This is a genomic window from Spongiactinospora rosea, from assembly GCF_003315795.1.
Classification (GTDB): domain Bacteria; phylum Actinomycetota; class Actinomycetes; order Streptosporangiales; family Streptosporangiaceae; genus Spongiactinospora; species Spongiactinospora rosea.
Window position 1 is genome coordinate 1 of record NZ_QMEY01000034.1, and the last position, 19388, is coordinate 19388.

Genomic DNA, 19388 nt, shown 5'->3' on the forward strand with positions numbered 1-19388 from the left:
GTCAGGTTGGAGCCGGTGCAACGTTAGGAGGCGTAAACGCCGGTTCCTCGCGTACTCCTTTCCGTCTCGCTTGCCGGACCCGCTCCATCTGACGGTGCTGACACGTCCCGGCTTTGTCAGGGCCGCTTGCCACCCTCCCCGGCACCTCCCGGGTCAGGCTGCCCTCAGCTTCAACCGTCTTGCTGCGACAAGACGGCGGTGCAGGTCTTTCACCTCCACTCGATCAGCAAGCGCTTCACGGCGCACAGCGCGGCCATCGCATCCACCAGATGCGGTTCTGCTTCCGCCCCACGGCCGAGGTGCACATTGCACACACCCTCGAAGCCATCGAGGTGGCCAGCCCCGAACCGGCCGCCCGCCGGATCGTCCGTACAGTCGCCGTCCACATCCCGCCACGCCAGGCGCAGAGCCGCGAATGCGTGGTCGCTCTGGCCGGCACGCGCCGCCATCTCGGCCTGCAGGGCGTGGGCGCGGGCTCGCATGATGGGGCTTTCGCTCCGACCGGCCGTACGGACGGCCTCGTCGGCGACGGCTCGGGCGGCTGCGACATCGCGGCCCGAGTAGAGGACGACCAAGGCGCGGCTGGTGTTCATGGCCGTACGCTGCCACGCCGGTGCGTCAACGGCTGCGCGGACGGCTTCCTGGTAAAGGCGCAGCGAGGTGTCATCGTCGCGTGCCTCGAAAGCGATACGCGCGGCGACCATGAAGGCGCCCGCCGTTACCTGTGCGAGCGGCTGCCGTAAATGCTCGGACCTCGGTGCGGCCATGAGGCGACGAGAGATCTCTACGGCAGGAGCCATGGCGAGGTGGAGGCGGGCGAAAGGCGCACCGCCGACCTGGCCGTTGACATCCGCCACGAGCGCGTCCAACGCGTTGACGCCCCCCATGGTCAGGTGGCCCTTCCCATTGACCGCCGAGACCAGCGGTTCCAGGCCAGGCGGCAAGAATGCCAGCAAGCCGTGGCCAGATGTCGCCGCACGCGTGGCCAGGTCGCGGATCTCGGCCACGCGCTCAGCCGAGCCGCCCCATGTCACGATCAGGTCCATGACCTGATCGAAGTCAGAGCCCTGACCCACTCGTACGTTCTCGCCGCGACGGGCGAAGACATATGCCAGCAGCAGTTGGTAGCGCTCGGCGGGGGAGGTCGGCCGATCTTCGCGTTCCCATCGCGCGATCGTCCGTACGAGGCTGGGGACGGTGAGGCGATCGACCGGTGTCGTGGCGAGCTCGCCTGCGGCGGACTTGATCGCGCGCGCCAGATCAGACCATGACCAGCCGCGGCCTTCACGGAGGAGTCGCAGGGTGCACGCCGCCGCACGCCGCTCACTCGCTGTCATGCGCGTATTACAGCATGCTGCAGGAGCTAGATGGGGTGGATCAGCCGAGGCTTGTTCCGCTCCGCCGCGTAGTTGAGCGTGTACCAGGTCCCGCCCGATGGGCCTTTCGGGAAACCGAGGACAAAGTCACTTCGATCGACCATCCACCGATTCCGGGCGTGGTAGCTCTCGGTGGACGGATGCCGAGGATGCCGCAACTCGACCAGTTCGGACAGACGGTCGCGCTCTCGTGCCAAGGCCACGGCACGGCGAGCGTCGGCGGGTTGGTCGGCGAGGGTGCCCGGGGTCGCCACGATCAGTGACGCCTGGGTCTCGGATGACAGCCATAGCAGGGCAAGAGAGTCGATTCCCGAGGCTCCGCCGAGGTAGATCGCCACACCGGCGCGCGCAAAGGGGCCGAGGTAGGTGTTGAAGATCGCCCAGTACTCGTCCGACCGCCGATGATCAGTCGCCCTTGACCCGGTGATGGTCATCGCACCCGGCATCCCGTCCCGCCCTGTCATCGGATGTCATCTTCCTGGAAGCAGCCCCCTCCGGGTCTACTCGTCATCATGACCCAGCCTGACGACCTCCACGGTGTCACCGACGATGCGGACGCCGACGAGAAGGCCATGCTCGACGCCCTGGACGGCTTCCTCGCCGGCCGGGGACGTGTGCGGTACGCCCGGCTGTCGTTCCTCGGGATCGGCTACGAGTACGGCCGACGGCGCGACCGTCACGGCGGCCGGCGACACGTGGAGGGCGACCCCATGAACGGGTGCGGTGGCGCGGCGAGGGAGTACAGCGCGCCGCCGTGCCGTACGGCGGGCCGCCGAGGGCCCGCCTGGCGCGGGTGGGTACGAGGTGTGCTCCCCGCCCGCGCCACCCCGTGGACCGCGCGGCGGCCCCACCTTCCCTGGGGCCGATGCCGCGCCGCACGGGGCAGCGGCAGTCCCCGTGCCGCGCGGGCGGGCGGTGTGCCCCACAACGCCGCCCGTCCGCGCCCTGCGAAGGACGGTGTGCAGTGGACGGCTTGAGCGCTCGCGAACGCGCCCACCTTGCCGCAATGGGGGTCATATCCCTGAGGTCGCACGTGTGGCAGACAACGAAGTACGCCCAGCCCGGCACGGCTTGCCGATGATCCGCTTCTTCGAAGGCCCCGGTATCAGATGCCTGAAACAGCCGGTGACATAAGGAAGATCGTCCGAGGGGAGCGAGGGCCCTTGGTCCAGGGCGGTAGGCGGGGGCGGCCGTTAAGGTGGGGGCATCATGCGTTCGATCATGTCTCCCCCCGCCGCTCGCTAGGCGGGCGGGGCTCACGCGCGTAGCCGGGTCTGGGTGACTCGGTGAGTGGTCGCTGCCCGCGTACGGGTCCCTTTTCGGCCACTCCCCTTCGGAGAGTTCTCGATGACGCATGTCTCCGTGCGGCAGGGTCTGCTGTACGTGTCCATTGCGGCCACCGCCTGGGGCACCGGTGGTGCCGCGGCGGCCCTGATCTATCGGCTCGGCGGCCTTGGGCCGGTCGCCGTCTCGTTCTGGCGGTTCGCCATCGGTGCCGCGTTGCTCGCCGTGGCGGGCGCGCTGATCGCTCGCGCGGGTGTCCGTGCGGGGCGCGGGCGGATGGTGGTCACCGGCGTGTGTATGGCGGTGTCGCAGACGTCCTACTTCGCCGCGGTCGGCGAATCCGGGCTCGCCGTGGCCACCGTGGTCACGCTGGGCGCGGCGCCGGTGCTCGTCGCCGCGGGTGCGCGGCTTGTTCTCGGCGAACGGCTCGGCGCGGGCAGGCTCGCCTCGGTCACCGCCGCGCTGGCCGGGCTGGTCCTGTTGAGCCTGCCCGGCGGTTCGACGGACTTCTCGCCGCTCGGGCTGGGCTGGGCGTTGCTGTCGGCCGTGACGTACGCGAGCGTGACGCTGGTCAACCGCGCGGGCGGCGGCGACCCGTACCGTACGGCGCTCGGCTCGCTGGTCGTCGGCGGGATCTTCCTGCTGCCCGCCGCGCTCGCCACCGGCGTACTGCCGTCCGGCGGCCATCCGGTCGCCGCGGCGGCGCTGCTCGCCTACCTGGGGGCGGTGCCCACGGCGCTCGCGTACGGGCTGTTCTTCGCGGGCCTGCGCACCGTACCGGCCACCACCTCGTCGGTGATCGTGCTGGTGGAGCCGCTGGCCGCTACGCTGATCGGGGTCTTGCTGCTGGGCGAGACGCTGACCCCGTACTCCGCGGCGGGAGCGGCCGTACTGCTGCTCGCGGTGGTGGCGCTGGCGCTGCGCGAACCGCAGTGATCACAATGGGGTGAGGCAGGCGCACGCCTGCGGCGGCGATGCATACTAGGAGCCTTCGGGGAACGTGTCCCTCGAACGGCTCGTTGGAGGGTTCGTGGCCTCTTTAGCGCAGATGTTCCGCAAGCTCCTGCAGCGTCCAGGTTCGCTGGACCTCACCCCGTTCGAGCGCGTGGTCGCCAGGGCGGGCGAACGCGGGGAGGCCGTCGCGGCGCTCGACGAGCTGCCCACCCCGGCGATGGACGACCTCGCGGAGTTCTGCGCCATCGCCAGGGAGGCCGCCGACCGTACCCTCGGCCTGCGCCCCTACGACGTGCAGCTCGTCGGCACGGTCGCGCTGCTGGCCGGGCACGTGGCCGAGATGGCGACCGGTGAGGGCAAGACCCTCTCCGGCGCGATGGCCGCGGCCGGCTACGCCCTGCAGGGCAAGCGCGTCCACGTGATCTCCGTCAACGACTACCTGGCCAGGCGCGACGCCGAGTGGATGGAGCCGCTGTACACGGCGCTCGGCGTCAGCGTCGGCTGGATCGGCCAGGACTCCACGCGCGAGGAGCGCAGGGAGGCGTACGCCAAGGACATCACCTACGGCTCGGTCAGCGAGATCGGCTTCGACGTACTGCGTGACCGGATGGTCACCTCCGCCGCCGACCAGATCGTGCCCGAGCCCAACGTGGCGCTGATCGACGAGGCCGACTCCGTGCTGGTGGACGAGGCCAGGGTGCCGCTGGTACTGGCCGGGGCCGCCGACCCGGGCACCAGCGTGCCGTCGATGGCCGCGCTGGTCAGGCAGCTCGTCCGGGGCTACCACTACGAGCTCGACGAGCAGGGCCGCAACGTCTTCCTCACCGCGCTCGGCACCGACGCGGTGGAGGAGGCCCTGGGCGAGACGCTGGGCGAGGACGGCAACCTCTACGACACGCCCGACAAGGTGACCGAGGTCAACCTGGCCCTGCACGCGCACGCGCTGCTGACCCGAGACATCGACTACATCGTCAGGGACGGCCGGGTCCAGCTCATCAACGCCTCGCGGGGCCGGGTCGCGCTGCTCCAGCGCTGGCCGGACGGCCTGCAGGCGGCGGTGGAGGCCAAGGAGGCGCTGCCCGCCAGCGAGACCGGCGAGATCCTGGACTCGATCACCATCCAGGGGCTCATCACCCGTTATCCGGAGAAGTGCGGAATGACGGGCACGGCGGTGGCGGTGGGCGAACAGCTCACCGAGTTCTACGACCTCCAGGTCGCCGCGATCCAGCCGAACAAGCCGTCCGGCCGGGTGGACGAGCCCGACGTCCTGTACGCCACGGTGACCGACCGTGACATGGCGCTGGCGCACAAGATCGTCGAGGTGCACGCCACCGGCCGGCCGATCCTGATCGGCACGCTCGACGTGGCCGAATCCGAACGCCTGGCGCTCACCCTGCGCGGGCGCGGCATCGACTGCGTGGTGCTCAACGCCAAGAACGACGCCGAGGAGGCGTCGATCATCGCCAAGGCGGGCGAGCGCGGCGCGATCACCGTCTCGACCCAGATGGCCGGGCGCGGCACCGACATCAGGCTCGGCGAGAGCGTTGCCGAGCTAGGCGGCCTGTACGTCATCGGCTCCGGCCGCCACTCCAGCTCCCGCCTGGACGACCAGCTCCGCGGCCGGGCCGGACGCCAGGGCGACCCCGGCGGCTCGGTCTTCTACGTCAGCCTGGAAGACGAGCTGATCACCAGGTTCGCGCCCGACGAGCGCCCGCCCGCCGCCGACAAGGACGGCGTGGTCAGACACCGCCGCGGCGACCACATCGTCGGCCACGCCCAGCGCGTCGCCGAGGGCGCCAACCTGGAGATCCACCGCAACACCTGGCGCTACACCCGGCTGCTGGAACACCAGCGGTCGCTGGTCCTGGAACACCGCGACAAGATCCTGCACGGCGACAGCGCGGCCGACGCGCTGGCCGAGGCCCGGCCGGAGCGGTGGGCCGAGCTGCTTGAGTCGGTGGGCGAAGACGTACTGCGCGAGGCGGCCAGGCAGATCGTGCTGTACCACCTGGACGCGGGCTGGACCCGTCACATGGCCTTCCTCACCGAGGTCCGCGAGGGCATCCACCTGCGGGTGCTCGGCCGGATGAACCCACTGGACGAGTTCCACCGCGAGGCGGTCGCCGGTTACCAGCGGCTGCTGGCCGAGGTCGAGGAGTCCTCGGTGGAGGCGTTCGAGACCGCCCCGGTCACCGCCGACGGGCTCGACCTGGCCGCCGCCGACATCAAGCGCCCGACCGCCACCTGGACCTACATGGTCCAGGAGAACCCGTTCGGCACCGCCCTGGAGCGCATCCTCAAGCGGGTCTCGGGCAAGGACCGCGACTGACGGCCCGAAAAAAGCGACCCCGAAAAGTCGGCCCGGAAATGTCGGCCCGGAAATGTCGGTGCCATGCGGCAGCATCTGCCGCATGGCACGGAAATTCCAGGTGACCTTCGACTGCGCCGACCCCGATCGGCTGGCCCGCTTCTGGGCCGACGCCCTGCACTACCGGCTGGAGGAGCCGCCCGACGGCTTCGCCACCTGGGCCGCCTACTGGGCGGACCGAGGGCTCCAGGAGGAGATCCCCGACGGCTACGACTCGGTGGTCGATCCCGACGGCGCGGGTCCGGGCATCTGGTTCCAGCGGGTGCCCGAGGGCAAGGTCGTGAAGAACCGCGTGCACCTCGACATCCAGGTCACCGAGGGCCGCGCCGTGCCGGTGGAGGTCCGCAGGCGGCAGGTCGACACCGAGGCCGAGCGCCTGGTCGGCCTCGGCGCGACCCTGGTCCGGGCGGTGCCCGGCGGCGGCATCCCCGACTATTACGCGGTCACCATGCTCGACCCGGAGGGCAACGAGTTCTGCCTGAGCTGACCGGCTCTCATTCGGTCAGAGATCAGAAACAGGTGAGGTCGGGGTTGGGCGTCGGGCCGCAGGGGCCCTGGTTGCCGCCGCCGTCGATCACCATGCCCGGCGGGGCCCAGATCAGGTGTCCGGCGTTGCCGCTGCCGGTGTTGTTCGCCAGCGTGATCCGCTTCAGCGGGTCGTCGGTGCCGGTCCTGATGTGGATGCCGCCGCGTACCGCGTTGCCGCCCGCGTCGGTGAGGCCGCTCGGGTCGTGGCCGTTGTTGACGAACTCGTTGCCGGACAGCGCGTCGGGGCTCGCCACGGGAGTCATGGTGAGCAGGTACATCCCGGCCGTGTCGTTGTCCTCGAACACGTTGTTCCGCACGATCACATTGCGCATGTCGTGGCTGCGCAGGCCGATGTCGTTGTCCCGGAAGACGTTGTCCTCCACGATCCCGGCCCGCGCGGCGTCGTACACCGCGCCCGCGGTGAAGGCGGTGGCCGTGTTGGCGAAGATGTTGCTCTTGAACAGGTTCCTGCGGCTCACCACGCTGGTGGACACCGGGAAGGCGTCGAAGACGTTGCCCGTGTAGATGCCTCCGTCGGACTGCCAGATGTTCAGCGATCCGTTGCTCAGCTCGCTGTCCCTGATGGCGGACCCGTTGCTCTCCGACAGGCTGACCGAGCCGGTCAGCACGCAGTCGTCGATTTTCAGGACCGTGTAGCGCACGTTCACCCCGGACAGCTCGCAGTTCGAGGTCGTCCCGGCGACGGTCACCGTGTTACCGCCGAAGGAGCGCAAGGGGGCGGCGAGCCTTACGCCGGTCAGGGTGATGCCGGCCCCTGTCTCCAGGTACACGCCATCGGCGAAGCCGGTGATCGTGCCGTTGGTCACGGCGACGCCCTGCGGCCGGTCGAGCTGCACTCCCTTCCCGGTGCCGTTGCCTCTGATGGTGTGGCCGTTCAGGTCGATGGTCACGTTGGCGGCGCCGACGGTCAGCGCGTCGCCCGCGCAGGTCAGGTCGGCGGTGAGGGTGACGCTCGCGGTGAGGGTGTCCCCGCAGGCCACGGTGAGCGCACTCGCGTGCGCGGCCGGTACGGTCGCGCCGTACCCGAGCAGGGCTGCGGCCAGGGCGATGACGCCCAGGCGCTGCACCGTTCCAAGAACGCGCAGGTTCGCCATGCTTCTCCTTCTGGAGCAGGGGGATCAAGGTCGTGGAAGGACGTCGGGTCCGCGACGTCGGCGACTAACGATGAGCATGCACGGCATCCCAAGATCCGTGAAGTCACTCACCCGTGCTGTGGCGTGCGGGAAATATGGCGATATGGGGGATATTGCGGGACGCCCTGTCAGGCATCCGGACACAGCACGGCGGAAGTGGCGGCATGGCCGCCGGGATGCGTGTCCTCAGCGCCTCGGGGCCGTTCGGACAGGTCGCCGGAGACGCGGTCCTCCTCGATCGGGCCGGGCCCCGCCCGGACCGATCACTTGCGCAGCAGCGGCATGCCCACCACCGGCATGGCCCTGGCCGTCTCGCCGCGCCGGGCACCGAGCAGCCCGCCGAGGCCCGGCACCTGCCCCTCGTGCAGCGCGCTGGAGACATCCGGCCGCACGTTCTGCCTGGTCGGCCCGGTCGCCTCCAGGAGGGGCAGGACGGCCGGGCCAGGCTCCTCGGGGAGCGGGCGGTGCTGGTGGAGGGGGCGGCCGAGCATCAGTGAGACCAGCCGGACCCGGTCCAGCCCGGCGAGGCCGCCGGTGTGGACGACCTTGCCCTCGTGCAGCACGGTCACCGTGTCGCAGACCCGGTACAGCTCCTCCAGCCGGTGACTGACGTAGATGATCGACCGACCCTGGGCGCGCAGCCGGGCGACGGCCCGGAACAGCGTCTCCATCTCCCCCGGTTCGAGGGCCGAGGTGGGCTCGTCCATGATGACCACGCGGGCGTCCGCCCAGGCGGCCCTGGCCATCGCGACCAGTTGCCGGGTGCCCGGGGAGAGCGAGCCGAGCGGGCGGCGGACGTCCAGGGGCATGCCGTACGACCGGACGATCTGGTCGGCTTCGGCGTGCAGCCGGGCGAAATCGATCAGCCCGAACCGGCCGCGCGGCTCGCGCCCGAGGAACAGGTTGCGGGCCACGCTCATCAGCGGGACGAGGTTGCCCTCCTGGTGGACGGTGGCGATCCCGGCCCGCCTGGCCTCGGCCGGCGAGCCGAAGCGCACCCGCTCGCCGCCCACCCGCAACTCGCCGCGGTCCGGCCGGTAGACCCCGGAGAGCACCTTGACGAGCGTGGACTTGCCCGCGCCGCTGCCGCCCACCAGCGCGTGCACCTCGCCCGGACCGACCGCGAAGGAGACGTGATCGAGGGCGCGTACACCCGAGAACGTCTTCAGCACCCCGTCGGCTTGGAGAACCGTACTGCTCATCGCACTTTCCTTGCCTCGCTGGGATCGATGGTGAGCCGGGCGGAAAACGATCCCGTAACGAAAAGGCCATGATCTTGTCACGGCCGATCACATGTGATCAGGCGTGGGCCACATGCAGCCGTACGCCACGGCCGCTCAGCTCGTCCAGCACGTCACGAGGGGCGCCGTCGTCGGTGACCAGATGGTCGAACTGCTCGACGGCGATCGTCTGCACCATGGTGTCCACGCCGATCTTGGTGTGGTCGGCCAGCACCACGACCTCCTCCGCCGCCCCGGCCAGCGCCCGATCGACCCCGGCCACCTGCATGTTGGGGGTGGACAGGCCGCGCTCGGCGGTGAGGCCGTTGCCGGAGACGAACGCCCGGCGCACCCGCAGCCCGGCCAGGGAGTGCTCGGCGGCGCTGCCGACCAGGGCGTGGATGGAGCCGCGCAGCGTGCCGCCGGTGAGCACCACCTCGATGCGCGGCGAACCGGACAGCGCCTGGGCGACCAGCAGTGAGTTGGTGACCACGGCCAGCTCGGTATGCCGGGTGAGCCGCCGGGCGAACTCCTGGGTGGTGGTGCCGGGGCCGACCACGATGGCGTCGCCGTCTTCGACCAGGGAGGCGGCGAGGTCGGCGATGGCGGCCTTCTCCCCTGCGGCGACCTGCGCCTTTTGTGCATAGGTGGGCTCGCGGGACAGCTCACCCGGCAGCGTCGCGCCGCCGTGGTGGCGGTTGATCAGCCCTTCGGCCTCCAGCGCGCGCAGGTCGCGGCGGACGGTGACCTCCGAGGAGCGCACGGCCTGGGCCAGCTCGCGCAGCGACACCGCGCCGTTGACCCGCAGCAGCTCGATGATGCGCTGACGGCGCTCCGCGGCGAACACCGGCCGGCGGCCGTCGCCCGGCGCCTGGGTCTCGCCCACGGTCTGCCCGCCCGTCGTTGGTCGGCTCGTCGTCCGGTCGGATCCGATCATAGTGGGCCCGGCCGCAGGTCGCGATCCATCCGGCGGGGCTCCCAGCGTCCCTTCAGGGATCGATTGAGCGATCGGATCAGAACGAATCAGATCATTCAGCTATGTTTTCCATAGCCATACGCGATCGAAACTGTTCAGGCGGGATAGGCGTGGGTCTCGGTGGCCTTGACCCCGGCCCAGACCTCCTGGCCGGGCGACAGCCCGAGGTCGGCCACCGCGGCGGGGGTGATGTCCGCGCCCGCCGCGATCGGGCCGCCGAGGTGGACGCGGACGTTGTCGCCGTACCGTTCCATGCCCTCGATGCGGGCCCGCCACAGGTTGCGCGGGGTGCCGTCGGGGCGGGTGCGGTACAGCGCGACGGCCGACGGCGGGAACGCCACGAACACCTGCCCCCGCAGGTGCTCGGCCACACTGAACTCCACGCCGTCCACCGTGACCCCGGCGCCGTCGGCCGTGCCGCGGTACAGGTTGAGCCCGACCAGCCTGGCCACGTAGTCGGTGCGCGGACGCCTGGCGACCTGGCCGGGGGTGCCCTCCTGGGCGACCGCGCCGTCCTCGATCACCACCAGCCGGTCGGCGAGCACCATCGCCTCCAGCGGGTCATGGGTGACCAGCACGGTGGCCCCGTCGAAGTCGGCCAGGTGGCGGCGCAACTGGGAGCGCACCGAAAGCCGGGTGTGCGCGTCGAGCGCGGCCAGCGGCTCGTCCAGCAGCAGCAGCCGCGGGTGCACGGCGAGCGCGCGGGCCAGCGCGACCCGCTGGGCCTGCCCCCCGGAGAGCTGCCTGGGCCGGGCGGCGGCGTGTTCGGTCAGGCCGACCCGCTCCAGCCACTCGCTCGCCGTACGCCGGGCCGCGACCTTGGCCGCCCCCTGGCAGCGCGGGCCGAAGGCGACGTTGTCGAGCGCGGAAAGGTGCGGGAACAGCAGGTAGTCCTGGAACACCACGCCGATCGGGCGCTCCTCGACCGGCATCGTGTGCAGCGGCCTGCCGTCCAGGTAGATGCGGCCGTCGGTGAGCGGGGTGAGCCCGGCCATGGCGCGCAGCGCGGTGGTCTTGCCCGCGCCGTTGGGGCCGAGCAGCGCGAGTACCTGGCCCGCGGCGACGGTCAGTTCGATGTCGAGCCGGAAGCGCGGGCGCTCGACGATCAGGCGCGCGTGCAGCGTCACGGGGCCGCCACCCATCGGTCGCGCAGCCCCGCGAGGATCGCGACCGAGACCACGAGCAGGATCAGGCTGAGCACGATGGCCGACTCCGGGTCGGTCTCCATCGCGAGGTAGACGGCGAGCGGCATGGTACGTGTGACCCCCGGGAAGTTTCCTGCGAAGGTGATGGTCGCCCCGAACTCCCCCAGCGCGCGGGCCCAGCACAGTACGCCGCCCGCCACGATGCCGGGCAGCACCAGCGGGACGGTGACCCTGCGGAAGATCGTCCAGCGTGACGCGCCGAGCGTCGCGGCGGCCTCCTCGAACCGGTCGTCGGCCCCGCGCAGCGCCCCCTCCACGCTGATCACCAGGAACGGCATCGCCACGAACGCCTCGGCGACGACCACGGCCGCCGTGGTGAACGGCAGCGAGATCCCGAACGTCTCGGCGAGCCACTGCCCGGCCAGCCCCCGGCGGCCGAGCGCCAGCAGCAGTGCGACCCCGCCCACGACCGGCGGCAGCACCAGCGGGATGGTGACCAGCGCCCGCACCAGCCGCTTGCCGGGGAACGCGACCCGCGCCAGCAGCCAGGCCAACGGCACGCCGAGCAGCAGGCACAGCACGGTGGCGACGGTCGCGGTGAGCAGCGAGAGACGCAGCGCCTCAAGCACCTCGGGCTGGGCCAACCGGCGCGGCATCGTGGACCAGGGCGCGCGGGCCAGCAGACCGGCCAGCGGCAGCACCAGGAAGCCCAGCCCGAGCAGCGCGGGAACGACGAGCATCCATGGCGATCGGCTGCGTGGACGGCTCGCGCGAACGGAGGGGGCCTTGCTGTTCACCACCTCACCATACTCTCGCGCGTGCGGGGCACATCCCCCGATACCCCTCGCAGAAGCATGGCAAACTTCGGCATGTCCTGAGTTTTCGCGACATATCGGAGATGGCGGCGGGCCTGCTCGGCGTGAGGGAAAGGCCGGTCGTGGGACCGGCCTCCCCTACTCGCGCAGCGCCCTGACCACCACGACAGCCAGGCGGATCGCCGAGACCAGGCCGCCCCAGCCGAACACGATCAGCCACATGCCCAGCGCCTCCGGGTCCCGCACGCCGAGCACGGCGATGAGGATCACCGTCACGACGAAATGGGCTACCACGATGCCGTTGGTGATCCGGGTGTCACGGACCTGAAGTGCGGCGAGAAGCGTCCACACGACGGCGATGCCGATCAGCGCGAGCATGGCGATGAACACGAGGGCGGGTCCTGTCAGGGGCTGCTGTAGGCCGGATCGGGCTGGAGGGAATTGTCGAGGCAGAACCTCGCCGCGGACGGATTCACCCCGGCATCCGAAGGCACGGAAATGTCCCACGGATTGCCGCTCTGACCCGTCGCGGGGCCGCACGGCCCATAGGGATTCTCCCACAATGGCCAGGTCTGATTAGGGTCGGGGATCCTGCTGAACCGGTCGAACCTGCCTTTCACGACAGGGGCGGCGCTGTTGCTCTGCCCGCCATTCAGGTCCATTGCCTGCCCATTGTGGTAAAGGTACTGGTCCGGCATGTGACTTGAGCGCAGCAGTGGCCGGTCGCCGTTCTTGCGCACGCTGCCGTCGGTGCACACCCGGAGATTGAGTTCCTGCCAGATCGGCGGTCCCTGGCCGAATATCGACCCGAGGCCGGGAATGATCCCCTTGTTGAAGAAGGCGTTGTAAATCTCCCCGGCGACCTTGGCGACCTCCGGAGGCACCCTCGTGTCCCCCTCGACGCGGGCCTTCCAGTCCGCCGCCTTCTCCCAGGGCTTCCCGTCGTCCGCGCCGAGCATCGGGCGGTAGCCGATCGAGCCGCCGGAGGTGTACAGGGCGGCGACGCAGGTGCCGCCGGTGCCGGTCGGGTTGCCCGCCGCGTCCACGGCGACGGGGGCCTTGCCCGCGTAGGCGTACGCCCGGCCGGGCAGGATGCCGGTCAGGTGCGGCCTCGCGGTGCGCCGCACGCCGTCGTGGCTGTTGAGGTCAGCGGTGCTGTAGGTGAGGTCGGGCGGGGCTATGCCGTAGTCGGCCTGGAGGGCCGCGAAGGTGTCCTTGACGAAGCGCGGCAGGTGCGTGTCGCCGGTGCGGTTGGCGTACTCGCCGTGTTCGCTCCCGGCGACGATCGTGCCGTCCGCCGCCTTGACGAACGAGATGGACACCTTGGAGCGGATCTTGTAGGTCCCGTCATTCGTGTCGTACCACGGGGGTTTGGCCGGGCTCGTCGGGCGATCGGTGTAGGGGTTGGCGAACCCGATCCAGGTGGCGATGCTCTTGCCGTCGGGGTGGTCGACGGGGTCGGTGCCCGCGGCCACCACGTCTGTGTGCCATCGGCCCATGGCGGCCTTGATCCCGGGCATGGTGCACAACATCGTCGGCCCGCCCGAGCAGTCCGGCAGCGACGTCACCGCGCTCGAGGTCTCGATCCCCCAGTCGTACAGGGCCTGCCTGCTCCGCAGCGGGGTCGGGAAGTCGGACGCGGGCGGCGCGCTGTCCACGTCCTGATCCTCGTCGAACAGCGCGACGGCCTCCACGGTGTGCTCGGCGAAAGTGCCGCTGACGGGCTGGACCGCGACGACGTCCCAGACGATCGACTCCTTGCCGTCGCCGGAGGAGTCGAGCGTGCTGAGCCGGATCACCGGCGGCCCGGCGAACTGGAAGGCGCCGATGGAGACCCACCGGTTGGTCCTGCCGTCACCGCGTTGCGAAATCGTCCGGGTGCGTAATCCCTGGGCGGTCTGGACCTCGTATTTCGCGTGTTTCGTGTAGCCGAGTTTCGCGGGCAGGTGGACCCAGACATTGGCCGGTCCGTTCACCGAACGGTTCAGGGTCCAGGTACCGGAGACCTTGAAGACCTCGCCGTTGTGGTCGGGCGAACGGGTGAATCCGTACCAGTAGTGGCCACCGAATCCATTGCCGATCTGCCCGAAGTCGGCCTTCGCCGGAACCCTGCCCTGCGCGTCGCGGCCGAACTCGAATCCGAGGCTCCCCGAGTTGGCCCATCCGCTGTTGTCGCAGCCGCCCCTGATCGCGGGAACGGTGGAGGGCACATCGTCGATGATGTACGCGCCGGAAGGCAGTCCCGGGGTACGGCACGGCGTCCAATGATCGGTCGGGTCGGCCCTTTCCGTATAGGCCCACTCCGGATCCGAATAGCGAATGGTCCCTTCGTTTCCACAGGTGGTGTCGCAGTTCACCTTCCACAGCTTGGGCAGGTGCCACCAGCATTTGAAGTCGGCCCGCCGGCAGGTGCCGGGCGTACTGGCCCCGGGTACGCTCGCGCCCGGCTGGCAGTCGTTGTGGTCGGTGCCCGAGGCGCGGCAGAACGCGTTGATGTCCACCGCGAACGACGTGCCGGCGTTGACAGTCGGGACGATCTGCGAGCGGTCGGTCACCGTGTTCCACCACGCGTAGTTGTATCCGGCCTGGTCGAGCCATTTCTGCTGGGCGGCGTCGTAGTAGGACTTGACGATCGGCCAGGCGGCCCAGCCCAGGACCTTCTCCTGGTAGGGCCAGTCCTGCGGGTGGGCGGCGTCGGAATAGGTGTTGTTGTCCAGGAACGGGTGGCGGTCCGGGCGGTAGGCGGGGTTGGCCGGGTTGTTGGCCCAGCCGACGCCCCACGCGCCGCCGTTCGCCGGGGCCTCGGCCTTGGGGTGCCAGCCGGAGTTGTACGCCCAGAGGGCGAAGTACCAGTTCTCGATCTTGGCGGGGTTTCCGGTGTTGGCCTTGACCGCACCGCCGGTGTCGTCCCAGATCTGGTTCCACTTCTGGGTGAGGGTGCGCAGCCCGGCCGCGATGTTGGTGGCGTAGTCGAGCGCCACCGCGCGCTGCTTGTCCGGCGGCCAGGCGGTCTCGCCCGGCCGTTCCGAACCGGCCTTGCGCATGCCGTCGGTCTGCTGGCTGATCCCGTAGCCGCAGTCGGCCTTGGTGAAATCGATGTCCCAGTCGTTGCCGGGGTCGTTGTCATAGAGGTCGAGGCCGTAGTAGTTGCCGACGAGCGGGTTGCCCGGCTCGCCCTCGGCGGCGTTGCGCTGGGCCTGCCAGAGGTTGGACTCCTGCGCCAGCACGCCCAGCATGATCGTGGAGGGCACCCGGCCGCCGCCGCGCAGGTCCTCGATGGGGAACATCGCCGCGGGCGACCAGCTCGGCAGCCCGGATCCCTTCCAGTTGGCGGGGCGGGCGAGCGTCAGGCGGTTCTTGAACACGAGCTGGTTCACCGCCCATTCCACCTGCCGCCAGTGCGGCTGGTACACCTGGACGGTGGGATCGTTGCGCGGCACGGCGCAGGTGTGGCCCGCGTCCACCGTTCCCTCGGCGGCAAGCCGGGGGTTGATGCGCGTGCCGGTGCTCGCCTGCGGCGCGGCGCTCACGTCCGGCTGCACGGTGAACCCGACCTCGGCCCGGGTGGCGGTCACCTGGGCGGCGATGCGGACCGGCTCGGGCTCCGTCTTCCCTATGCCGGTGCCGGAGATGCCGGTGTCCTTGAGAGCGGCCGCGTCGGCTCGTACGTCCGGCGCGGCTGACGTGACCGCCAGGCCGCCCTCCGACGACACCTCGCTACGGGCGGGCGCGGAGGCCAGATGGGTGACACTGGCGGGCAGGTCGCGCACCCGCTCGGCGTCCCCGAGCAGGAACAGCCGCCCGCGCGTCCCCGTCTCGACCGACAACCGGCCGAGCCGCCCGGTGGCCAGCAGCCGGGCCGAGCCCGCACGATGGTAGCGGACCTCGACCCGTTCGCCCGCGCGCTCGGCGAACACCACGCCGCCATCGTCGTCCGCGCGCAGGTCGAACGGCACCGAACCGGTCGTGACCAGCGTGCGCACCCCGGAGCCGGACACCTCGACCAGCCGGCCGCCCGCCGCCGCCACCACGCGGTCGCGCACCGGGATCGCGGAGGTGACCTGGCCGGGCGCCTGGATACGGGTCGTCACCTTCCGCTCGGCGGCGTTCAGGACCAGCAGGCGGGTGGAGTCATGCCGCTCCACCGCGCCCTGGGTGAGCACGACCCGCTCGCCCGCTCCGCAGCCGGGGTTGAAGTACGACAGCGACACCTGGTCCCGTAACTTCGTCACCTCACCGGACCGCAGATCGACCACGGCCGCGAACCCGCCACGGTTGAACAGCTCTTCCCTGTTGGTGAAATGCCGCGGCGCGTAAACGGCCACCGCGCTGTTCCCCGAGCCGGTCAGGCAGGCGTTTCCGATCCACTGGTCGGTGTCCAGGCCGGGTTCGCGGAGGGTGGCGAGCGTACGCCACTGATAGCCGGTGGCGGCCTCGGCGGTCAGGAGGTGGAACCCGGTCGAGTCTCCGGCGGTCGCCAGTGCCACGTCCTTCGACTCGCGCCATTTCGCGGGCAGCACCCGATCCCGTTTCGCCGGTTCGATCGCCGACCGTCCGGCGGGGTCCGCCGGGGGCGGCGGGGGTTTTCCGGCCGTTCCGGCCGTTCCTGGCGGGCCGGTGGCCGCGGCGCCCGACGCGGGCGGTGCGCCCGCGCACACCAGTAAGAGCACGACGAACGGCGCAAGAAAGCGTCTCATTTCATCCTCGATTCAGAACCAGGTTCGTTACATTGAGGAGAGCGAGAGGTCGGCGGCAAAAGCGGAGGCGTTTTCCCCGTACGCCTGGGCGTTTTTCGGCGGACTGATCATTTATCAGAAAGCCGATCCTGTCCACCCTGCTTTCACAGTGATCTGGATCACATCGAGCGAGATGAGCGGGATTACGGACGCCCGTTGACCGCCATCGGGCACGACTTCAACGTCCGGGCAGGCCCATGAAATAACGAATTAGCCCCCAACCTTGACAGTTTCTCCACGGCGTAATAGAAATCCCTGTTCCGCTGTCATCGAAAGGATGTCGGATGGTGAGAAACAGGCACAGACCCAGGGCGGCGCTCGGCCGCGCCGCCGTTCTCGGCGCCTTACTGGCGCTCGTTTCGGGCCTCCTGCCGGCCGCCCCCGCCGCAGCGGACGACGTGATCTTCTGGCAGAACCGCTTTTCCAGCCAGTTGCTCGATGTGAAGAACGGCACGACGGCCAATGAAGGACCGGTGGTGCAACAGCACTACAACGGACAGCCACCGAATCCGAACGGCCAGTACTGGCGAGTGGTCTCCTACGGTGGCGGGCTGCGCCGCGCCTTCATGAACACCTGGAGCGGCAATCAGCAATGGGTCGAGGAATCCCGCTACTTCAACGGCGCCCTTCTCGGGATGAGCCTGCGCAGCAATGAGAGCTGCTGCCGCACCTCGCCGAACTCCACCTCCGCGCCGGCGGCCGCGAGTCCGCCACCACCTTCCTCACTGAGGTCGCCACCCTCGACCTCTCCCCCGACGGCCTCGCCACCGCCACCGAACTCACCGCCGACCTGCGATCCTGACCCGGCCGGAAGGGCCGCGGCCTCGGATACCCCCATCCGGGGAGCGCGCTGAGCACCGCGGCTGCGGGGCGGCCCGGTCACGGCGGACCGGCGATGTACCGGCACGGCCCCTTGATCGTCCGCGCCCGCCGTTCGTGAAGGGTGTACGGTGGGGCGCCGTGGCCACTTCCGGGACGGGCGTCTTACCCACGGCGGACGAGTTGCCCGAGGTGCTGCTGGACCTCGGGGTGCCGCACGAGGACATCGGCGAGCTGGTCGCGCTGCGGGCCTCGCTCCTGAAGGACCCGGCCGCGCTGCGGTCGCTGGAGGAGGGCCTACCGGCCCTCGTCGACGGGATCGGGACGCTGGACAGGCCGTTCCAGCTTCCGGAGCCGCCACGAGAGCCCGAAGCGCTCGGCCGTTTCTTCAACCTCTTCGTGTACCTCGCCGCCCTGCCGTACGTCCTGGACTACCACCAGCGGCACGGCATCCCCCGCGACATCTCCCGCCGTACGCTCGCCGACCTCGGCCGCAGCGTCGCGGCCCACCGCCGCTGGCGGGGCACCGGCGGCCTGCGCTACCCGCGCTGGCTCAGGTTCCACTTCCGGGGTGAGCTGTACCAGCTCGGCCGGTTGCAGTTCCAGCGGGCCCGCCTCGGCACCCGCACCGGCGAGGGCCTGGCCGCCGCCGGTCTCCCGTACGTCCCCGGCGACCCGTGCCTGACGGTCCACATCCCCGACTTCTACGGCCCGCTGTCCCCGCAGGCATGCGACCACTCCATGGCCTTGGCCCGCGCGTTCTTCCCCCGCCATTTCCCCGGCGAGCGGTACCGGATCGCCCTGCTCCACTCCTGGGTCCTGGACCGGCAGCTCGCCCGATACCTCCCGCCCGGCTCCAACCTGATCCGGTTCCAGGACCGCTTTCACACCGCTTACGAGTCCGCCGAGCCCGCCGACACCGACCCCATCGCCTTCGTCTTCGGCAGCGCCGACCACCCCCTCGACACCCTCCCCCGCCGCACCACCCTCCAGCGCGCCCTCACCGACCACCTCCGCGCCGGCGGCCACTGGTACATCGGCCACGGCTGGTGCCCGCTGTGAACCCGGACACCACCGACCCGGACACCCGACGGGCGTGACCATGGTACGTTCGCCCTGATCGATGCCCCTTCCACGAATTCGGAGGCCCGCATGGCGACCCCATCGTGGTACGAGAGCCTCCCGCAGGTCATGAGTGAAGCCGAGTACAACGCGCTCTCCGAAGAGATCGCCAGGAGCATCGAAGTAGTACACGGGCACGTCATCAAATGTGAGTCACCGGCACCGGGCCACAACCGGATCGCCCGCCGCCTCGCCACGCAGTTGGAGGACGCGCGTCCGCCCACCGGCCCCTGCCTGAGCGTGGAGACCGATATCGATGTAGTGCTCTGGCGCGTCCCCAAGTTCACATTCCGACGGCCGGACGTAGTGATCTACAAATGTCTGGACGAACCCCGGCAGAAGCCGCACGCGTCGCAGACGCTCGCCGTTGTGGAGGTCTCGTCACCGGCGACCGCGCGGGAGGACCTGACCGACAAGCGCAGCCAGTACGCGGCGGCCGGGATTCCGCTTTACCTGATGGTCCTTCTCGACGAGAAGCTGGAGATCACTGAGGTATGGGAGTTCCACCTCGACGCTGTGGCGATGGAGTATCGGCAACACCGGATCCATCGCACCGTGCTGGAACTGGAACTCCCGATCATGGTCTCCATTCCGCTCGCCGCGTTGACCGCTCCCTGAGCGGTCAGGAGGAACCGGTCTTGAGCACTGACACCCGCTGAAGGTACTCGTCGTCGGTCATCTCGCCGCGGGCGAAGCGTTCGGCGAGGAGGCGTTCGGCGGATTCGGTGGGGCTTGCGGGGGCCGGGGAGGCGAAGGGGGGTTTCCAGCCCTTTTTGCGGGCCTTGATGAACAGGGTGACGGCGGCGATCCAGAAGATCAGCCAGAAGACCGGGATGATCGGCCAGAAGCCGCCACCGCCCCAGTGGGCCACGGCCAGAACGTTCATGAGAT

17 protein-coding genes are annotated in these 19388 nt (G+C 70.1%); 7 read left to right on the forward strand and 10 right to left on the reverse strand.

The annotated features are described in order from the left end of the window. Nucleotides 1–209: 209 nt before the first annotated feature. Complete coding sequence (locus tag DP939_RS40870; protein ID WP_147268337.1) at nucleotides 210–1337, reverse strand: hypothetical protein; 1128 nt, start codon at nucleotides 1335–1337, stop codon at nucleotides 210–212. Nucleotides 1338–1363: 26 nt separating this feature from the next. Then, nucleotides 1364–1810: a DNA-processing protein DprA gene (locus DP939_RS40875; RefSeq protein ID WP_199565744.1), complete on the reverse strand. Its 447-nt coding sequence runs from the start codon at nucleotides 1808–1810 to the stop codon at nucleotides 1364–1366. Between the two features lie 78 nt (nucleotides 1811–1888). Between DP939_RS40875 and DP939_RS45725 the strand changes: the two genes are divergently transcribed. The 4 genes from DP939_RS45725 (at nucleotide 1889) to DP939_RS40895 (ending at nucleotide 6469) form a co-directional block, all read left to right on the forward strand. Beyond that, on the forward strand, nucleotides 1889–2353 hold the full coding sequence (locus DP939_RS45725; RefSeq protein WP_147268338.1) for a hypothetical protein: 465 nt from the start codon (nucleotides 1889–1891) through the stop codon (nucleotides 2351–2353). A 370-nt stretch (nucleotides 2354–2723) separates the two neighbouring features. Further along, nucleotides 2724–3596: a DMT family transporter gene (locus DP939_RS40885; protein ID WP_113986226.1), complete on the forward strand. Its 873-nt coding sequence runs from the start codon at nucleotides 2724–2726 to the stop codon at nucleotides 3594–3596. 112 nt (nucleotides 3597–3708) lie between these two features. Next, nucleotides 3709–5943, forward strand: a complete 2235-nt coding sequence (secA2, locus tag DP939_RS40890; RefSeq protein ID WP_113986227.1) for an accessory Sec system translocase SecA2 — start codon at nucleotides 3709–3711, stop codon at nucleotides 5941–5943. Nucleotides 5944–6025: 82 nt separating this feature from the next. Next, nucleotides 6026–6469, forward strand: coding sequence for a VOC family protein (locus DP939_RS40895; protein WP_113986288.1), 444 nt, complete (start codon nucleotides 6026–6028; stop codon nucleotides 6467–6469). A 22-nt stretch (nucleotides 6470–6491) separates the two neighbouring features. Here DP939_RS40895 and DP939_RS40900 read toward each other — a convergent pair whose 3' ends face one another. The 7 genes from DP939_RS40900 to DP939_RS40935 all read right to left on the reverse strand — a co-directional run bounded on the left by DP939_RS40900 (nucleotide 6492) and on the right by DP939_RS40935 (nucleotide 16517). Then, nucleotides 6492–7625: a NosD domain-containing protein gene (locus tag DP939_RS40900; RefSeq protein ID WP_113986228.1), complete on the reverse strand. Its 1134-nt coding sequence runs from the start codon at nucleotides 7623–7625 to the stop codon at nucleotides 6492–6494. A gap of 302 nt (nucleotides 7626–7927) precedes the next feature. After that, nucleotides 7928–8866 (reverse strand): ATP-binding cassette domain-containing protein, encoded by a 939-nt coding sequence (locus DP939_RS40910; RefSeq protein ID WP_113986230.1) that lies wholly within the window; start codon nucleotides 8864–8866, stop codon nucleotides 7928–7930. Nucleotides 8867–8963: 97 nt separating this feature from the next. Continuing rightward, entirely contained in the window at nucleotides 8964–9770 is an 807-nt protein-coding gene (locus tag DP939_RS40915; RefSeq protein WP_225878819.1) for a DeoR/GlpR family DNA-binding transcription regulator, read from the reverse strand. Nucleotides 9771–9955: 185 nt separating this feature from the next. Next, nucleotides 9956–10987: an ABC transporter ATP-binding protein gene (locus DP939_RS40920; RefSeq protein WP_225878820.1), complete on the reverse strand. Its 1032-nt coding sequence runs from the start codon at nucleotides 10985–10987 to the stop codon at nucleotides 9956–9958. Beyond that, nucleotides 10984–11745 carry an ABC transporter permease gene (locus DP939_RS40925; protein ID WP_113986233.1) on the reverse strand — a complete coding sequence of 254 codons (762 nt, stop codon included), beginning with the start codon at nucleotides 11743–11745 and terminating at the stop codon, nucleotides 10984–10986. Before DP939_RS40925 ends, DP939_RS40920 begins: the two co-directional genes overlap by 4 nt. A 213-nt stretch (nucleotides 11746–11958) precedes the next feature. Continuing rightward, on the reverse strand, nucleotides 11959–12210 hold the full coding sequence (locus DP939_RS40930; protein ID WP_113986234.1) for a hypothetical protein: 252 nt from the start codon (nucleotides 12208–12210) through the stop codon (nucleotides 11959–11961). A 14-nt stretch (nucleotides 12211–12224) separates the two neighbouring features. After that, entirely contained in the window at nucleotides 12225–16517 is a 4293-nt protein-coding gene (locus tag DP939_RS40935) for a golvesin C-terminal-like domain-containing protein (RefSeq protein ID WP_147268339.1), read from the reverse strand. 323 nt (nucleotides 16518–16840) lie between these two features. Between DP939_RS40935 and DP939_RS45730 the strand changes: the two genes are divergently transcribed. The 3 genes from DP939_RS45730 to DP939_RS40950 all read left to right on the forward strand — a co-directional run bounded on the left by DP939_RS45730 (nucleotide 16841) and on the right by DP939_RS40950 (nucleotide 19115). Continuing rightward, on the forward strand, nucleotides 16841–17410 hold the full coding sequence (locus tag DP939_RS45730) for an RICIN domain-containing protein (protein ID WP_147268340.1): 570 nt from the start codon (nucleotides 16841–16843) through the stop codon (nucleotides 17408–17410). Nucleotides 17411–17516: 106 nt separating this feature from the next. Continuing rightward, on the forward strand, nucleotides 17517–18437 hold the full coding sequence (locus tag DP939_RS40945) for an acyltransferase domain-containing protein (protein WP_113986237.1): 921 nt from the start codon (nucleotides 17517–17519) through the stop codon (nucleotides 18435–18437). A gap of 129 nt (nucleotides 18438–18566) precedes the next feature. Then, entirely contained in the window at nucleotides 18567–19115 is a 549-nt protein-coding gene (locus DP939_RS40950; RefSeq protein ID WP_158578958.1) for a Uma2 family endonuclease, read from the forward strand. A gap of 4 nt (nucleotides 19116–19119) precedes the next feature. Here the strand turns inward: DP939_RS40950 and DP939_RS40955 are convergent, their stop codons facing one another. Beyond that, nucleotides 19120–19383 carry an SHOCT domain-containing protein gene (locus DP939_RS40955; protein WP_113986239.1) on the reverse strand — a complete coding sequence of 88 codons (264 nt, stop codon included), beginning with the start codon at nucleotides 19381–19383 and terminating at the stop codon, nucleotides 19120–19122. Nucleotides 19384–19388 lie beyond the last annotated feature (5 nt).

What these genes read in the sequence shown, in the direction of transcription:
- secA2 (WP_113986227.1), top strand. Translation starts at nt 3,709, where the DNA reads ATGTTCCGCAAGCTCCTGCAGCGTCCAGGTTCGCTGGACCTCACCCCG.
- DP939_RS40900 (WP_113986228.1), bottom strand. Translation starts at nt 7,625, where the DNA reads ATGGCGAACCTGCGCGTTCTTGGAACGGTGCAGCGCCTGGGCGTCATC.
- DP939_RS40870 (WP_147268337.1), bottom strand. Translation starts at nt 1,337, where the DNA reads ATGACAGCGAGTGAGCGGCGTGCGGCGGCGTGCACCCTGCGACTCCTC.
- DP939_RS40895 (WP_113986288.1), top strand. Translation starts at nt 6,026, where the DNA reads ATGGCACGGAAATTCCAGGTGACCTTCGACTGCGCCGACCCCGATCGG.
- DP939_RS40875 (WP_199565744.1), bottom strand. Translation starts at nt 1,810, where the DNA reads ATGACCATCACCGGGTCAAGGGCGACTGATCATCGGCGGTCGGACGAG.
- DP939_RS40910 (WP_113986230.1), bottom strand. Translation starts at nt 8,866, where the DNA reads ATGAGCAGTACGGTTCTCCAAGCCGACGGGGTGCTGAAGACGTTCTCG.
- DP939_RS40955 (WP_113986239.1), bottom strand. Translation starts at nt 19,383, where the DNA reads ATGAACGTTCTGGCCGTGGCCCACTGGGGCGGTGGCGGCTTCTGGCCG.
- DP939_RS40950 (WP_158578958.1), top strand. Translation starts at nt 18,567, where the DNA reads ATGAGTGAAGCCGAGTACAACGCGCTCTCCGAAGAGATCGCCAGGAGC.
- DP939_RS40935 (WP_147268339.1), bottom strand. Translation starts at nt 16,517, where the DNA reads ATGAGACGCTTTCTTGCGCCGTTCGTCGTGCTCTTACTGGTGTGCGCG.
- DP939_RS45730 (WP_147268340.1), top strand. Translation starts at nt 16,841, where the DNA reads ATGGTGAGAAACAGGCACAGACCCAGGGCGGCGCTCGGCCGCGCCGCC.
- DP939_RS40885 (WP_113986226.1), top strand. Translation starts at nt 2,724, where the DNA reads ATGACGCATGTCTCCGTGCGGCAGGGTCTGCTGTACGTGTCCATTGCG.
- DP939_RS40925 (WP_113986233.1), bottom strand. Translation starts at nt 11,745, where the DNA reads ATGCTCGTCGTTCCCGCGCTGCTCGGGCTGGGCTTCCTGGTGCTGCCG.
- DP939_RS45725 (WP_147268338.1), top strand. Translation starts at nt 1,889, where the DNA reads ATGACCCAGCCTGACGACCTCCACGGTGTCACCGACGATGCGGACGCC.